Below are 16669 nucleotides of genomic sequence, written 5' to 3'. Positions count from 1 at the left end.
CATCGGAATTCAAGTGTGCCACCTGAGCAGACGGCGGCGGGCATTCCGGGAGCCGCCGAAGCTTTTGCCGGCAGAGCCCGGAGCACGGTGCGCAGTTGAGCCGGTCCAGTAAAGCCCGGCCGGTGAAATTGTATGCGATATCTGACACCGGGTATGACTTCTGAACGAAGCGCAGACCATCTCTCGGTTTTAACCAGTCTTGACGAGGCCAGCATCCAAACCTTTCTGACGCATATGAAAGCGGCCGGAATTCAGCGTCCGGTGTTCAAAGAAAAAATTTTGACAGCTTATCTGACCGGTGTCCGGAACTGTTCAGATATAGAGTTTGGCCGGCATTCTCTGGCTTGGAGCTCTGGCAGGATTTGCAGTTATTTTCTGCCCGCTGCTAGCGCAGCCGCGCGCGGCTTCGCAAGAACCGCAGAGATGACGCAAAGTGACCCCCTGCGATCCCGGACGCCCTGCGAGGTCATGCGTCGGTTTTCCAGACCAGACTGATACCTCTGTATGTATCGTTCAGTCACCCACAGTCGCGTGTTGCATCTGGTTTTAACGACGACTACCTGACGTGTTGCCGGAAACATTAATTATCAAATTAAAATTTACAGCGCCAACCAGATCAGCGCGCATAAGGATGCTTCACATCAGATTTACTGCGCACATTCCACGGCAAACTGGCAGTGTCTCGGCATCGGGCATCGCAGATATTGTTCAGACTGAACGTTGAAGTGACGTACGAGCAGACAGACTTATCCCCCGGGGCGCATAGTCGCCCGGGTTTGCCGCTCTTTAAAGCAGCAAACCCGTTTTTCGAAAGGCCAGTTTTTCCTCAGAGGCCGGGGATCAGTTTCAGCAAACCGCGTCTGCCGAAAGTAGCACCCGCTTTCTGACCAAATTTGAACTCAGCACCGATCGAGAAGAATGTTTCCGAGCCCGACAGGCTGCCCGCCTCCGCCTCAGCACTGCCGATACTGGCCGTCAGGGCCGCCTGCGGAGATGCAGAGAACCGCACGCCGATTGCATATTTTGAGTACTCAAAGCCGCCGTCGATGTCTGCCCTCTCCAGTGATCCGGTGACGGCAATTCCTTCAGTCACACCGTAAGCACCCAGAACACCGTATACATTTCCATCAACGCCTGAGTCTTCTCCCGTGCCGAAGTATGCTTCCACTTCATACTGATCAGTATTGTATGCCGCTTCCACACCATAGAAATCTGTGCTGTCGCTCAGGATATCGTCCGCACCGTAAAAGGCGCCCAGAGCCGTGGCCTCGTTCAAATGGTAGATACCGTGCAACGCAATGTTTGTGCCTCGTTCATCAAGAAGACCAAAGCTGTAGCGCCCCAGATCCAGCTGTGCTGCGAAATTCTGGTTGAAGCCAACCTCAACAGCACCGTCAAAGGAAAAGGTGTCGACTGTCTCATCGCCAACCTTCTGGTCAAACCAGGAATAATTCACGTTAAAATCGCCGCCGTTCAGCTCCATCGCCGCGACCGGCGATGTGATGGAGACAAGCGCGATTGCACCCGCAATGCGTGTTATAATATTCATTCTGCTCTACCTCTTATCTGCGGCCGTTTTCAGCCATGTTATGATGCTTTCGTTACACCTATTTATTATCTTTTCGATATATTATGGCGGATCGAGATGGTCAAAGGTGAGCATTGTGCGAAAATCGCAACAGTCCTGCGGCGCATGGTGGTCGTGTCCTGCCAGAGATATCTTCCGCATCTGCGATGAACAGATTTTCGCGAAGCACCGCAACGCATAAGCGGCAGCTCTGAAGAAACCGGACTTTCAGATCCGGACCCTGCTGCGGTGCCCGGTCTGCGGAAGTTCAAAGGGACATCTGAACACAGCCAGGGGAATTGTTCTTACCGGAACACATCCACCCTGTTCGATCTTCCGGCACTTCGCATAAAACCCTGCAGCATCGGGCGATACCCGAGGCGCGTTAAATGATTTTGGCCGCAAGCGACCGCCATTTTCTGAGGCAGGCCCTGATCTGATGCTCTGACATGTTGTTGAAAAGCTCACCCGCAACCTGAGGGTTTCCGGATAACCCCCACACGCCAGACATGCGATGCCCCGCTCGCAGAAATGCAGTGGCGGCTCGGACGCCGCCGGGAAGCTCCGGCACGGCAGGTCCGGCATGAGCGCAAAGGATACGCCAGGGCGCAGTAAATCGGCGTCATAATCAATCGTTGCCCGGACGCGGTTGGACGGGGTCGCAGCATCCGCACGGCTGTTGATGAAACTGATCCTGCCGTCAAAGCTGCGGTCCTGCACCGCGGGTGTGGTGGCCAACGCGCCAGGCCCCGTCGGGACCCCGCCACAAAGTGCCCCGGGCAGACCGGCTCCCGGCAGAATGCGGTCTGGGTTATCGCGACCGTCGACCGCGTCATCCACGGTGATCCGGACCCCGATCCTGACCGAAGCCAGCCCCGCAACGCCATTAAAGAGCGCGCGCACTATTCTGCTGTCAGGATCATCCCGGGCCTGGTCCGGTTCTGTGCCGGAGACCTGAAAACGGTCTGCACCTGTTCGATCTGCATGTGCGTGGCAACCCTGCTGTACTGCAGGCGCATTTATCTCCGTGCTCATCTTTCACGCGGGCAGAACCGGTCCCGGCCAGAGCCACGGCACAGCGTTCATCCGCATTCTCAGGCTGCAACAGCGTGTCGCCCTTGGTGACCCTGCGCAGGTCCGTGACGCTGAACTCCTGATTTCGCCGCTGGCCGGTGTGCGCAACACGAAGGCACACCGGGCAAAAGCAGTACCGATGGCCGACAACGTGCAATCATCCTGTACAATTTCTGTGGGGCCAGGGATCAACTGCGCACATTCTGTCCGGCCCGGTCGCAAAATTTTGCGGTGACGTACGATCCCGATGCCAATTGTCGCTTGTGCAGTTTGCACTACCTTCGGTTCGGTTTGAGAGGAGATATCAATGCGCAAGGTCAGCCGTCGTTCGGTCATCGCCGGCGCTGCGGCGCTCGTGGCACCCCGGCTGCGCGCGCAGGCGCCGGGGTGGGGCACGGTGGCCGGCAAAGCGGGTGCGCTCGGGCAGTGTCACGCTGTGCTGATCCACCAGCATGGCGCGCCCGTCGTGTCAGAAGTTTTCCGGGGCCCGCAGATGGGGCGTTCTGTCCCCGTTAAATCAGTTTCAAAAACAATCGTGGCGGCGCTGACCGGAGCCGCAGTTGATCGTGGGGAAATCCCGTCGCCTCAGGCCACGCTGGGAGAACTCGCGCCTGGCCTGATTCCCGGCGGCGCCGACCCGCGCGTTGCTGCAATCACTGTGGAAGACCTCGTAACGATGCAGGCCGGTCTGGAACGGACATCGGGTGCGAATTACGGCGGTTGGGTCAGCAGTGCCAACTGGGTCAGTAATGCGCTGTCACGCCCCTTTGTGGCACAGCCGGGCAGTCGCATGCTTTATTCGACGGGGTCATTTCACGTGCTCGGCGCCGTGCTGTCAGAAGTGTCAGAAAAGAGCCTGCTGACCCTCACCCGCGAGCGGATCGCCGGACCGCTGGGCATCGATATTCCCGCGTGGACCCGCGATCCCCAGGGCCGTTATCTCGGTGGCAACGAAATGTCGATGAGCATGCTTGCCATGGTGCGCTTTGGTGAGATGTACCGCCGGAACGGCTTGTGGGAGGACACGCAGGTGCTGAGCCCCGGTTGGATCAAAGCCTCCTTTCAACCTGTCACGCGTTCCCCCTGGTCTGGCCTGCGCTACGGATACGGCTGGTTTCTGGGGACCTCCGGCGGGGACGACTATGCGCTGGCACGCGGTTATGGCGGGCAGGTCATCTGCGTGGTGCCAAAGCTTGCGATGACGATTGCCATCACGTCGGATCCAACGCGCCCTGCGCGGAGCGGCGGATATTTCGGCGATCTGATGGAGCTGATTGACGGAACAATACTGCCGGTCGCCAGAGCGGAACTCTGATCTTTCATCCAGCCGCAGTTCCGGCGCACGACCGCAGGATCTCAGTGACAGGGATGCTGATTTACCCAGTCACAGAGGCCGGTTGCTCGCACCCCTGTCCGGCCATTTTGTTCGGCATCTGAGACACGACCCCCCCGGAGCGGTTATCCGGATCGGGCCTGTTCCGCATGGCATGGCAGACGCTTTCGGTCCGTAAAAACTGACCGGCTGCGATGCAGCGGTACCACAGGGGGCTTTTCAGAAGCACCTGACGATTAACTTGAAGCCTGGCCGTTAAGACAGTTTACACACTCTGGCATCCTGAACGCTCTCCCAGCCCAGGCTTGTGGAAATCTCGCGCGCGGCCTGCACAATCCGGGATCCCAGGTCCGCGCGGAACGCAGGCGTGAAAACCCGCACAGAGCCAGTGGCCCCTATGGACATCGCGGCCCCCGGTCCGTCCGGAGCAAGCGGGGCCGCGACCGAGCACATGCCGCGCTCGATCTCTTCAACGCATTCTGCAAAACCGCGCTGTCGGATCGCTTTGAATTCAGCCTCGAGGTCATGCACATCTGTAAGCGTAAATTCCGTGTAGGCGCGCAAACGACCTTCCATTTCGCCGGTCACAAAGAGGTCGGGCGAAAAGGCTGCAACCGCTTTGGAACAGGAGCAGGCGTGCAGAGGCCGCTTGCCCAGACCGGGATGGAGATAGGACACACCGGTGTCCGGCGTCTCGACATGAATGATTTCGACAGATTTTCCACGCAGCCGCGACAAAAAGAAGGCGGCACCGACATCGTTTGCGGCCTGCTTCAGGGTCGGTCTGATCAGTTCAAGCAGCGCACGGTCGGAATGATCGCTGTTCGTGATCGCCTTCAGCCGCGTGCCGATCGCAAACTGCCCGCGTCCGACAGGTTCGAGGAGACCTACGCTCACCAGGTCCTGAACGAGTCTGTAGGCCGATGGCTTTGGCAGGTCTGAATGAGCACAGATCCCGGCCACCGTCGCCTCTCCCTTTTGTCCTACAATTTCAAGAATGCTGGTGAGACGTTCCAGATGCATAATTTTTACCTTGTGAGAATCTAATTATCGAACTACGAGAATTACCATGTGATCGCAAGGGAGGAATGTGATTATGGACGGTGCATGCTGCGGCCCGGGCTATGCCAGCCCTGCAGAGGCCATCAAAGCCCCACGCGAAAAGCTGCTCTATACAATCGCCATTTACACCGGGACCGGGATCCAGAAACCAGACTACCTGGCCACAGTTGATGCAGACCCCGACAGCCAGACCTACAGCCAGGTGATCCACCGCCTGGAGATGCCCGGGATCGGAGACGAGCTGCACCACATGGGATGGAACGCCTGTTCGTCCTGCCATGATGACGCCGGCATGAGCCGCAAATACTTGCTGGTGCCCGGTGTGCGGTCCAACAACATACACGTCATCGACACAGCGACCGATCCGCGCGCGCCGCGCCTGCACAAAGTGATAGACGGGGCAGAAATCAGGTCAAAGACCAACCTCAGCGGGCCACATACCGTGCACTGTCTGGGCTCTGAGATCATCATCTCGTTTCTCGGTGACGCGAAAGGCGAAGCCCCGGGAGGCTACCTGCATCTCAACAAGGAGTTCGAGATCGTAGGCCGGTGGGAAGACACCATGGGCGACATCCCGTTCAGCTATGATTTCTGGTACCAGCCGCGGCACAACGTGATGGTGTCCTCGGAATGGGCCGCGCCCAATACCTTCATGCCGGGTTTTGACCTCGAAGAGGTCGGACACCTGAAATACGGACGCCGCCTGCACATCTGGGATTTTGAAGCACGCAAGCCTGTCGAGACCCTGTATCTGGGCGAGGACGGGCTGATCCCGCTGGAGGTCAAGTTCCACCATGACCCAGACAGCACGCACGGCTTTTGCGGCGCGGCACTCAGCGCCAATGTCATCCACTTCTGGAAATCAGACGCGGGCAAGTGGGAGTGGGAAAAGATCATCGACGTGGAAAACGAACCGCATCCCGAATGGCCGATCCCCGTGCCGGGCGTGATGAGCGCCATTCTCGTGTCGATGGATGACAAGTATCTGTACCTCAACAACTGGCTGCACGGCGACATGCGCCAGTATGACATCACCGACCCGCACAATCCGGTCCTCACCGGGCAGGTGTGGATGGGCGGCCTGCTGGGCAAAGCGCCCGAGATCAACGGCGTCCGGGTCGCTGGCGGGCCACAGATGTATCAGCTCTCGCTTGATGGCAGGCGGCTGTATGTCACGACCTCGCTTTTCTCGACGTGGGACAACCAGTTCTATCCGGAGATCCGCACCCAGGGCGGTGTCATGGTCATGATCGACTGCGACGTTGAGAACGGCGGGATGAAGATCAACGAGGATTTCATCGTCGATTTCGGCAAAGAGCCCAACGGGCCCAGCCGCTGCCACGAAACCCGCTATCCCGGTGGCGATTGTACGAGCGATATCTGGCTGTGAGCGGAACGCGCACCATCACAATCGCCAATCGCGAAGGTGCTGCCTACCGCGTCGAGGCCCGCCGCCCTTTGCTTGACACCCTCCGTGAGCAAGGCGTCGATCTGCCTTATGGCTGCAAATACGGCGGCTGCATCACCTGTGCCGCGCGGCTCACGTCAGGCGAGGTGGATCAGCGCCGCCAGGTGGCCCTGAACAACCGTCAGATCAGCAACGGCTACGTCCTGCTCTGCGTCGCCCGCGCCATCACCGACTGCACCCTGGAGATCGGCGTCGAGAGCCATGACAAGCTCTACCGCAACCCCTTTCTCGACCCGCTGGAGCCGCATGAGCTCAAAGCGGGCATCGCCGCGCCCCCGCCCTCAGGCAGTGAGGCGGCAGGGCACAGGAAAAACAAGGAGGCCTGAACCATGCCAGCGACAGCACTGGACGACCGGTATGATTATGACCCTAAGTACCTCGCGGACATTCTGAAATCCGTGAAAACCATCGCGATGGTGGGGGCCAGCGCCGACAAGACCAAATTCAGCTACGGCGTCCTGCGCGTGTTGCATGAAACGGGTTATGACATGATCCCGGTGAACCCGAACCCGAACCTGACAGAGATCCGGGGCATACCGGTGTATCACGCGCTCGAAGAAATCGACCGGCCGGTGGATATGGTCGAGGTGTTCCGGCCGAAAGAAGAGTTCTATTCCATTGCCGAACAGGCGATTGCCATCGGAGCGAAAGTGCTCTGGGGGCAGATTGATGTCTACGACGATGCTGCCGCGAAACTGGCCGAAGACGCCGGTCTCAAGGTGGTCATGAACCGCTGTCCGAAGATTGAACTCTTCCGCCCGTTCTGGAAACCGAGGCTGGATCTTGGGATCTGAACCGGCCGGCCTGACGCGGCCTGAAAAAGGAATTTGACGATGCCACAGACAATTACCAGAACTGCCGGCGACATGGTGAAAGAGGCGATGGCGGGCGTGCCGGCAATCAGCGCCGAAGAGGCACTGAGCCTTGCCAGGTCGCCGGATCACGTCTTTATAGATCTGCGCGATGGCACGGAACAGGCAAAGACAGGTGTCATTCCGGGTGCCGTCATCTCGTCGCGCGGTATGATGGAATTTCATATCGACCCCGCAAGCCCCGCGCATAAACCGGAATTCAATCAGGACAAAACCTACGTATTTTACTGCGCATCCGGCGGTCGGTCGGCACTGGCGGCAAAGGTTGCCATGGAAATGGGTCTTGAGCCGGTTGTGAACCTGTCCGGTGGTTTAGCCGCCTGGAAAAAGGCCGGGGGCACGCTGGAGTAAATCATGGGCGCTGCATCGCAAACCGAAAACTTTATCCTGCGTTCAGATCATGACGGCATCGCTGTGCTGACACTGAATTCACCCGGAGCCATCAATGCCCTGTCGGAGGCGATGCCGGCTGCGTTGTCAGCGACACTGGACGCGGTTGCAGCGGATCATAGCGTAAAAGTGGTCTTGTTGCGCAGCAGCGGCAGCCACATCTGTGCAGGCCGCAACCTCAGGGGAATGACAGCGCGCCGCGCAGATGACGGCGGGGGGTTACGGTATTTTCAGGACCTTTTCGCCAGATGCCAGGCCATGATGCTGCGGCTCGTGCGCCTGCCCCGGCCCGTCATTGCCGGGGTCAGCGGCATCGCCAAAAAATTGCCTGTAGCCGTAAATACCGGTAAGCGCGCGTTCTGCAAACAGCCGGATATGCCACTGGAGGAAGCGTACGCTTTTGCCGGCCAGGGTACCTCTCGCAGTCACGTCAGGCAGCGAAAAGATCTCCTCCATCGAAGTGAAAAGGGCACTTATTTCCCATCCCGCAGTCAGCTTTGCCGCTGTCTTGGCGGTGGCGGACGAGAAATTTGGGCGAAATACACTGCGCCTTTGCCGCACTCTCGGACCAGACGTCCGGAGACGAACTGCCCGCCCATACCAAATCGCGCCTTGCCGGGCACAAGCACCCCCGGAAGGTGATCTTTGGCGAGCTTCCCGAAAACCACGACCGGAAAGGTCCGCAAAACGAGCTGCGCGATCTGATCCGGAACCAGAACTGACCCACACCCTCATACCGGATACACATCATGGCCCACGAACTAGATTTTGCCGAATTCAGTTTCGGCACCCAGGTCCGCAAATCCCCCTATTCCGACGCCGCACTGCGTTGGGGAGCCAAGGGCTTTTCGGTATACAATCACATGTACATCCCCCGGGATTTCGGCAGTTCCACAGCGAACTTCTGGAACCTCGTCAATGACGCGATCCTCTGTGACGTTTCTGTCGAACGCCAGGTCGAGATCAGAGGGCCGGATGCCGCGAGATTTACCCAGATGCTCACCTGCCGTGACCTGTCGACCTGCCAGGTCGGCCAGTGCAAATATGTGATCCTGACGGATCAGGACGGCGGGATCATCAACGACCCGGTTCTGCTGAAACTCGCTGAGGATCATTTCTGGCTCTCTATTGCCGACAGCGATGTTCTGCTTTGGGCGCGTGGCGTGGCGCTGAACGCTGGCATGGATGTCGAAATCCGCGAACCCGATGTCTCGCCGCTGCAACTGCAGGGCCCGAAATCGCGCGATATTCTGCGCGCGGCTTTTGGCGATGCCCCGACTGAGCTGAAATACTACTGGTTCATGGAATACGACTGGGACGGCGTCCCGCTGATCATTTCGCGTACCGGCTGGTCGAGCGAACTCGGCTATGAGATTTTCCTGCGTGACGGAACGGCGGGAGACAGGCTCTGGGAGCACATCATGGCCGTGGGCACTCCGCTGGGCCTCAAGCCGGGTCACACCTCCAGCATCCGCCGGATCGAAGCAGGCATGCTGTCCTATCACGCCGACATGAACCTGGCGAACAATCCCTATGAGCTGAACATGGACCGCCTGGTGAACCTTAACATGGAGGCGGATTTTATCGGCAAGGCCGCGTTGACAAGAATTAAAGAAAACGGTGTGTCTCAGCGGCTCGTCGGCCTTGAGATCGAGGGCGCGCCCTTCGTCGGCTCAAACGATTTCTTCTGGCCGCTGCTGAAGGATGGCAGCAAGGTCGGTACGGTTACTTCAGCGATCTATTCCCCACGTCTGGAAAAGAACATTGCGCTGGGATTGGTAGCTGCCGGACATACGGACATCGGCACGCACCTGATCGTCGACAAACTGGGCGAGACGCGCAGCGGGGTGGTCGTGCGGATCCCGTTCCACGACCCCCAAAAATCACTGGCCGTCGCAGGCTGAAGGCTGCGACCTGGTCGCGCATACGAGGAGTTCCGCACGCGTCGACAGGCTGCAACCGTCGCCGCTGTGCGGAGCCCGGCCAAAGCACCGGCGGCAGAGGCTCACGGCTGTCACATGAAGCGCGACCTGATCAGTTCCCCCACTCAGCCAATGATGAAACCGATTAAACATCAATGGCCGTTCTGGTGCGCGAAGCAGACTTCAACAGTTTTCCGAATTGCTGCTTCCGGTCAAAGCGCACGAAGCCGTCATTTCCGGTCGCTGCGTACGGACAGGCGCTTTCAGGACAACTCCAAAGCTGTTCTTTCGCCAGCCGCAAGAGCACCTTCGATCAGACCAGGGCTCTGCTCCGAAACCTCCGATACCGCAAACCGAATGCGACCATCAAGGTATGGAAGCCTCAGGCTGGCGGGACCAACGTCGGGATGGGATGCGGGCCGGGAAATGTCCAGATCCGTTACAATACGGAGGTTCGTTGCCCAGTCGTGGATCACCAGATCAAGAGGCCGGGCCGCTGCTTTTCCGAAACAATCCGACAGCTGATCCAGGATCGCCTGCCTGAGCTCTTCCGGGTTCGTTCGTCGTTTTTCCGGTGACCAGCCCACAAATCCGAACAAGGCCGCAGAATTATTATCGGCGCTCGTGTGATCATGGACTTCTGTAAGCGGTCCGTTACGACTGGCGACCCTTCCGGACAGTCCGGCCTCGCGCCAGAAGGGTCGGTCATAAAGGGCCACGGCTTTGGCGTGCGTGCTCATCCAGGTCGGCGTGCGCTGCATGTCTTCGGTCAGGGCCTGTGGCGCCCAGGGAAGATACATCGTCGTCGCCGCAACCCGGAGCGGAACTGAGACAATCACGTTTTTCGCCGTGATGATCTCGCCTGAACTGAGATGAACAGACACATGCTCTGATCCGTCTTCACAAACGCCGGTGACCGGAGCAGACGTCCGGATGCTGGCGCTGCCAATCCGGTTGGAAAGAGCCTCAGTCAAAGCGGTGGGTCCACCAACAATACGGACCATTCCATCCTGCCCGGGCAGAGTTTGCCGGAATGGCGCAGGCCCGTACCCGACGATAACGGCGTCACCTTCGTTAAACTGTTCGAAAGTTGCGCAGCCCAGCTCTTCAAGCCATCGCCCGACTACGGGTTGGTACTTTGGCCAGACCCAGGCCGGGCCCAGATCAGCAACGGCACGATGGCCTGACAGTTCACGTAAAGCGCGAATGCGACCTCCGATGCGCGCATCCGCTTCAAGCAGCCGGACACTGGCTCCCGCCTTTTGCAGCACTGCGGCAGCGGTCAACCCGGACAGACCAGCGCCAATGACGACGACATCCATGATTTCACCTCGCCCGGAGTGACAGAAACAGTTTCCACATTTAATGGCGGTGGAATGCAGTATTCGGGCGAACTATGCAAATACCTCAGCAAACGGATATGCCGGGCCGGTCTGAGCCGTTCCCGCGGACAACCGTTCCGGACAGTTTCAACATCTCAGGGAGCTTCGTTTGCGGCAGGCAGGGAGTGCGAAGCAATGTCAGCTCAGCGAACATGTAAACCCCAGCGTCCGTCTTTCCGTCCCACTCCGGTCCTGCTGCGCGCAGCCAGGAGCGGCTCTGAGCCCGGGGCAAACCGTGCCCGGGAGCAGCTTATCTGTGACTGGCAAAGACGTGCCGGCGCTCAGACGATTGTTCCGGACACTTCTCAGACACGTGTGACTATTGGTGTGAAAGCATGGCGAAAGCGTTCGTTTCGCCATGCTTTTTCGCAATCAGATACTCTAGCCAGACATGGATCCGGTCCCGCAGCCCATTTCGGCTGCGCGCTCCAGATAACCGGGATCGACAAACGCGCTGGCGTCCAGTTGCTTGTCAATCTCGCCACCATCATAAAGCAAGTCGGCAAGTCCCTGGTATCCCTTTATATCCAGCAATTCTGAGGGTGTGGTAGGAAACATATTGATGCCCATGGCCACATCATAAAATTTAGCCACCGCTTCTTCGTTGGCACCCCGGACGTTATCCAGGGCGTATTCCACGAACCCCTCTTTGCTTGAGCCAATCCAGTGATTGGCTTCAAGGTTGGCACAGGCTATTGCCACGGCCAGTTCGTCATTGGCTTCGATATATTCACGCTCCGCGAATACAGCGCGCGACGAGAGTCCTGGTACAATATCAGCGACATAGCCCAGCAGTTGTGCGTTTGCGCCCTGCTCTTCGAGGGCGAGCCAGTTGTCAATAAAGATAACGGTCGCGTTCACCTGGCCGGCCATGATTGCCGCGGCCCGCTCGCTGCTGCCACCAACGGGTACGATGGCAACATCCACCTCCGGCTCCAGGCCGTTTTGCTTCAAAATGTAGCGAAACAGCATCCCGTTGAAGCCGCCAGGACCGCTTGTCCCGATGGATTTGCCCTTAAGATCCGAGATCGAATTCACACCGGGTGTCGAGACGATCGCATAGTGCATCGTCGAAATCGGCGCGCCAATAGCGACAACATCTACGCCACGAGCCTGCCCGATCAGGATTTCGTCCGAACTGCGTGAGGCAACCTCGATCCGGTCGGCGATAATTGCTTCCAACCCGGAAATACTGGGCAGTTCAACGCGTTCGACATCGGCACCCCAGCTTTGCAGCATTTCGATCATACGTAGCGTGCCGAGATTTAAAACCTGAGCCTGCGCTGTACCGATCGTGAGTTCGGTACCGCTCAGATCAAATTCTTGTGCGGCGACTGCACCAGCCGTCATCGCGGCGAATGCGGTACCCGTCAGCAATTTCATTGGCAGTTTCATATTCATCTCCTCCTTGGTGTGTTTACGTTCCGATTGGCGTGATCATACGCCATTGCAAACGTACGATAACTTCCTGCCCGGCTTGCTTTGATTACTCCTTGCTGCCGGGTCTCTTATCCGGCGCGGGATCAGACCGCTCCTTTCCAGCTTTGAAACCGTCGCTCCAGCATGTCCAGCGCGGTCACAATGATTGTGCCCATGGACGCAATCACCACAACGGCGCAGAGCATCTTGGCTGGCAGCAGATCAGACGAACCTTGCGTGATAACCCCGCCCAGGCCCACTATTTGCAAGAACATTTCCCCGATGATGACACCGACGATTGCGCGTTCCGCACCGATCCGCAGTCCGGCAAGCACGAAGGGTATCGCACCCGGGATCAGAACATGCCTTGCCATTTGCATCCGGTTTGCCTGAAATGACCGCGCGACTTCCACGAGATCCGGCCGCGCATGTCGAACGCCCTGCGCGGTGTTGACACTGATCGCAATGGCCGCCCAAAAGAACACGAGGAACAATCGCGCCTCGAACCCGATCCCGAACCAGACGACGATGAGCGGAACGACGACCACCCGCGGCGTGGAGAAGATAGCATACAGATAAGGCTGCATGATATCGCCAAACCGGTCGAAGACCCCCATGATGATACCAAAGGGAATACCAACGACCACGGCAAGGAAATAGCCAAGAAACAACGCTTGCATGGTAATCTTTGCTGCGGCTGCAAGCTCACCGGATTCAATCATTGCACTGAACTGCTTGATAACCTCGCTGGGCGGCGCGAACAGAAGCGGGTTGATGCTCCGGCCGACGAGCTCCCACCCCCCCAGCACGACAGCAAGGCTCAGCAGCGGCAACCAGACACTGGGTTTATACAGCACGTTCATGGCAAAATCCCTCAATGCTTAAGACCAGTGAAAGCGGCGCTCGAGCCGTCCGATGAGCGAAACGATCGTTATGCCGAGGAGCGACAGGGGCAGGATGGACGCGAACACGTAGTCCGTCTGGAACAACGATCCGTAGGACTTGATCAGCCCTCCGATGCCGCCCAGACGCAAATAGGTTTCTGCAACCGCCATTCCGACGACCCCTCGCCCTGCGGCCAGGCGCAGACCTGCAAGAAGCACCGGAAGGGCTGAGCGGACACGCACGCGAAACAGAAGCGCAAGCTCACCCTTCACGCCGAATGATCGCGCGACGTCAACGAGATCTTTCGGATCGTCTCGCAGACCGGACGCGACACTGAACATAATCGGCACAACGGCGGCGAGCACAACCACGATGACGCGCCCGGGAAAGCCGAAACCGAACCAGACCAGCACAAGTGGCACCAGTGCTATGGTCGGTGTTGCGAAAAGCGCGCTGAAATATGGATTAAGCATCCAGTACGCGGTGCGCGACCGGGCCACGAGAGCGCCCAGAATGAACCCGATGACCGTTGAAATGAACAGCCCGACAATGAGAAGCCAGATGCTCTCAGACAGCGCCAGAATAAGTTCACCGCTGATCAGGAGATCCCAGAAGGCGGCCATGATCTGGCTCACGGAGGGCAGCACAAGTTTGTTGTCGAGGAAGCGCGCAGTGATTTCCCAGACTGTCAGAAAGACCAGCACCCCGACGATCTGATCACGGCGAATTTCTCTGCTGCTCCGTGTCTTCATGACTTTCCCTCGGCGGATTGCTCAATCAGATCGTTCCGCAATTCATGCCACAGATGGCCCCTCACTTCGGCGAAGGCCTTGTGCGCACGTACGTCATACTCGAAGCGGGGGCGTGGCAGATCAACGTCAATGAGTTCCCGCACCTTCCCGGGACCACGAGACATAAGCAGTACCCGGTCAGCGAGCATAACAGCCTCGTCGAGGTCATGGGTAATGAAGATAACGGTTTTCTTTTCTTCTTCGCAGATACGCATCATCTCTTCCTGCATCAACTCCCGCGTCTGCGCATCAATGGCACCGAAGGGCTCATCCATCAGCAGGATGTCGGCGCCCGTTGCAAGCGCGCGCGCCAGACCCACACGTTGCTGCATGCCGCCGGACAGCTGGTGCGGATGAGCATCCGCGAATTTTTCAAGTCCGACCTGCCTGATCTGCCGGATCGCCATGGAGCGCGCTTCTTCTTCAGGGAATTTCCGAAGCTTTAACGGAAACATCACATTGTCGATGACCGTCTTCCACGGAAACAATCCGAAATTCTGGAACACCATCGCGCGCCGGATGCCCGGGTCGGTCACAATATCTCCATCGACCAGTACATCTCCTTCATCGGCGGACTCCAATGATGCAATGATACGAAGCAATGTCGTTTTGCCACATCCGCTCGGACCGATGATTGTCGTGAACTCGCCTTTACGAAACGTAAGATCAATTCCGTCCAGAGCCAGAACTGTCTGTGCATTTCTATCTTCGGACAGTTTGAAGGTTTTACGTATCCCTCGCAATTCGATCGCGGGAGTTTCGAGCATCGTGTCTTTCATCAATATCTCCCTGTCAGCCGTCATAGTGTCGCCAAAGTGGTCAAAGCCGCCCCCGGGACACAGCGCAGTGCTGCTTTTTCAGGTACGCGACGTCTCGCAGAGCCGGGGTTTTCAAGCACCCGGTCGCATAAAAAATTCTGTCTTTGTCGCCAGCCTGAAGTGCGTTCTGAGAATAGCGACGTTGTACCGGGCAGGCGGTTCCTACTCTTTACTAAGGCCTTCGGGACCTTTGGGATTGAGCGCAGAGTATAACAGGACGACCGGCCGGTGCTGACAGGCTGCAGGAAAAACGCGACGCCACAACGCATCAATTTTTCCTCATAAATTCTCACGCAACTTCCCCCTTGCATCAGATACCTAAACCAGCACCCTATAAAATCAATTTTATTTTGTCACCTGGTAATTTGATTGGTAGGAATTGATTTTTCTTCGGCCAATTTTTTAACAGACTTCCAGGGACAGGTGTACTTGAGAAGATCGGGCCTTATTTTACTGTTTTTTATATACTTTCTTCCATACATATCAATTCCTGCGCAGCGCTTGATTGTGAGCATCAGCAGTAAGACATCTGATTTTATTTCAGGATCCCAATCCAATTCAAACCAATATATCTAATTGGTTCATAAAGTTTCCGTTTACCGAGCGCGATGAGTCAATGTCACAAGGTTTTGTCGCCCCAGCAATAAAGCCGCGGAAAGAACGGCCCCCTAAGCAATGCCGAGCGGTAAGAGCATGCGGCGTTCAGTTCGGGTCAAAGTCCGGATTATTCTCGTATGTGACAACGGCGGTTGCACCAGCCCCCCCGGCCTGCTCAGTCAGAATTGCGTTTCAGGACAGCGGGTTTCCGCTTCCGGTGACGGCGTGGAATGATTGCCCTCTCGTTTCAGCACGGAACAAACATCTGGTTTGGCGAAGGAGAGAGATAAAGCTTTTCACGCATTCGTTGTGACCGCACCAGGCGGGTTTCCGTCTGTCGGCCAGCCATAGCACGTACTTTGCCAGCGATGACAGAGAGGAGCGGTCTTTGAGCTGCTGGTTGGCGGTTACGACTGAAGACAGCAGGTCTTCGTCCGTTTTTTGACACATGTGTGAGGCGGGAAAAAGTAATGACCCGTAACCGAAAACTGTTTACCGGGAAAACCCATTCACCTGGACTCGCCAGATCGGTTTTTATGTAACATCAGAATATTAAGTTGATTGAGATGCAGGCCCGCGAATCCGCAAAATTATCCCTTTATAGAATTGTTTTAAATATTTAATAAACAATGGCCTGCAGCTTGCACCACGTCAAATACCACAACGTACACCAGGAGATTGCAAGGCTAAGTTTGACTGCGGGAAGATCGCATATGAATGCGGCTATGGATTTGGCCTCAAAGCGTTCATACCGCTATTTATCTCGGAAGGCAGATTTGCCGCGTCAAGCAGCCGTTCACGACTGAAAAGTCGAAGTTTCGGTTCTGAATGACGTCTTTCATCAGCACCAGGCCTTCGCTGTACTTTGAACGGATGTCTCAGTTGCGAACAAAGCGGACTTGTGCAGTCGCGGCTTTTGCTGACGCAGCATTTCATCGCATGAGCGGCGTCATTTTCGCTGCGATGCGGTGGGGGTCTCAAAACCGGACGTTCTGATCGACTTGTGAACGTTCCCGCCAAACTCAGTCACTGCATCTGAAATGCACTAAGGGCTTGAAAACAGTAGTCAGTCACTCCCGCGGCAAATCC

At 57.2% G+C, this 16669-nt stretch carries 14 protein-coding genes and 1 pseudogene; 8 read left to right on the top strand and 7 right to left on the bottom strand.

Annotation, left to right across the window (positions count from 1 at the left end):
- Positions 1 to 826 precede the first annotated feature (826 nt).
- Positions 827 to 1549, bottom strand: coding sequence for a hypothetical protein (locus Q0M35_RS11445; RefSeq protein WP_295315315.1), 723 nt, complete (start codon positions 1547 to 1549; stop codon positions 827 to 829).
- Positions 1550 to 2948: 1399 nt separating this feature from the next.
- Between Q0M35_RS11445 and Q0M35_RS11440 the strand changes: the two genes are divergently transcribed.
- Positions 2949 to 3956 (top strand): serine hydrolase, encoded by a 1008-nt coding sequence (locus tag Q0M35_RS11440; RefSeq protein ID WP_295315313.1) that lies wholly within the window; start codon positions 2949 to 2951, stop codon positions 3954 to 3956.
- A gap of 273 nt (positions 3957 to 4229) precedes the next feature.
- Here Q0M35_RS11440 and Q0M35_RS11435 read toward each other — a convergent pair whose 3' ends face one another.
- Positions 4230 to 4997 carry an IclR family transcriptional regulator C-terminal domain-containing protein gene (locus Q0M35_RS11435; protein ID WP_295315311.1) on the bottom strand — a complete coding sequence of 256 codons (768 nt, stop codon included), beginning with the start codon at positions 4995 to 4997 and terminating at the stop codon, positions 4230 to 4232.
- Positions 4998 to 5070: 73 nt separating this feature from the next.
- On the opposite strand from Q0M35_RS11435, the gene Q0M35_RS11430 reads away from it, so the two are divergent.
- The 7 genes and pseudogenes from Q0M35_RS11430 (at position 5071) to Q0M35_RS11400 (ending at position 9670) form a co-directional block, all read left to right on the top strand.
- A complete protein-coding gene (locus Q0M35_RS11430) occupies positions 5071 to 6426 on the top strand; it encodes a selenium-binding family protein (protein WP_295315309.1) in 1356 nt (451 codons plus the stop codon).
- The gene (locus Q0M35_RS11425) at positions 6423 to 6830 is read left to right on the top strand and encodes a 2Fe-2S iron-sulfur cluster-binding protein (protein WP_295315307.1); all 408 of its coding nucleotides are present in this window, start codon (positions 6423 to 6425) and stop codon (positions 6828 to 6830) included. The genes Q0M35_RS11430 and Q0M35_RS11425 overlap by 4 nt, the downstream gene beginning before the upstream one ends.
- Before the next feature lie 3 nt (positions 6831 to 6833).
- Entirely contained in the window at positions 6834 to 7298 is a 465-nt protein-coding gene (locus Q0M35_RS11420; RefSeq protein ID WP_295315305.1) for a CoA-binding protein, read from the top strand.
- A gap of 39 nt (positions 7299 to 7337) precedes the next feature.
- The gene (locus Q0M35_RS11415; RefSeq protein ID WP_295315303.1) at positions 7338 to 7727 is read left to right on the top strand and encodes a rhodanese-like domain-containing protein; all 390 of its coding nucleotides are present in this window, start codon (positions 7338 to 7340) and stop codon (positions 7725 to 7727) included.
- Between the two features lie 3 nt (positions 7728 to 7730).
- Positions 7731 to 8072, top strand: a pseudogene (locus Q0M35_RS11410) (enoyl-CoA hydratase/isomerase family protein); the annotation flags it as partial.
- Positions 8073 to 8296: 224 nt separating this feature from the next.
- Positions 8297 to 8488, top strand: a complete 192-nt coding sequence (locus Q0M35_RS11405) for a hypothetical protein (protein ID WP_295315318.1) — start codon at positions 8297 to 8299, stop codon at positions 8486 to 8488.
- 27 nt (positions 8489 to 8515) lie between these two features.
- Positions 8516 to 9670 (top strand): glycine cleavage T C-terminal barrel domain-containing protein, encoded by a 1155-nt coding sequence (locus tag Q0M35_RS11400; protein WP_295315301.1) that lies wholly within the window; start codon positions 8516 to 8518, stop codon positions 9668 to 9670.
- A gap of 281 nt (positions 9671 to 9951) precedes the next feature.
- On the opposite strand, the gene Q0M35_RS11395 is transcribed toward Q0M35_RS11400, so the two are convergent.
- The 5 genes from Q0M35_RS11395 to Q0M35_RS11375 form a co-directional block, all read right to left on the bottom strand.
- Complete coding sequence (locus Q0M35_RS11395) at positions 9952 to 11010, bottom strand: NAD(P)/FAD-dependent oxidoreductase (protein ID WP_295315299.1); 1059 nt, start codon at positions 11008 to 11010, stop codon at positions 9952 to 9954.
- A gap of 441 nt (positions 11011 to 11451) precedes the next feature.
- Positions 11452 to 12465: an ABC transporter substrate-binding protein gene (locus tag Q0M35_RS11390; RefSeq protein ID WP_295315296.1), complete on the bottom strand. Its 1014-nt coding sequence runs from the start codon at positions 12463 to 12465 to the stop codon at positions 11452 to 11454.
- A gap of 128 nt (positions 12466 to 12593) precedes the next feature.
- Positions 12594 to 13352 carry an ABC transporter permease gene (locus Q0M35_RS11385; RefSeq protein WP_295315294.1) on the bottom strand — a complete coding sequence of 253 codons (759 nt, stop codon included), beginning with the start codon at positions 13350 to 13352 and terminating at the stop codon, positions 12594 to 12596.
- 18 nt (positions 13353 to 13370) lie between these two features.
- The gene (locus Q0M35_RS11380) at positions 13371 to 14126 is read right to left on the bottom strand and encodes an ABC transporter permease (protein ID WP_295315293.1); all 756 of its coding nucleotides are present in this window, start codon (positions 14124 to 14126) and stop codon (positions 13371 to 13373) included.
- Complete coding sequence (locus Q0M35_RS11375; RefSeq protein WP_295315291.1) at positions 14123 to 14944, bottom strand: ABC transporter ATP-binding protein; 822 nt, start codon at positions 14942 to 14944, stop codon at positions 14123 to 14125. Before Q0M35_RS11375 ends, Q0M35_RS11380 begins: the two co-directional genes overlap by 4 nt.
- Positions 14945 to 16669: the final 1725 nt, after the last annotated feature.

The organism is Roseobacter sp. (assembly GCF_024639605.1).
GTDB lineage: Bacteria > Pseudomonadota > Alphaproteobacteria > Rhodobacterales > Rhodobacteraceae > Roseobacter.
The sequence above is the reverse complement of the archived record's forward strand: the minus strand, read 5'-3'. Positions and strand labels throughout refer to the sequence as shown.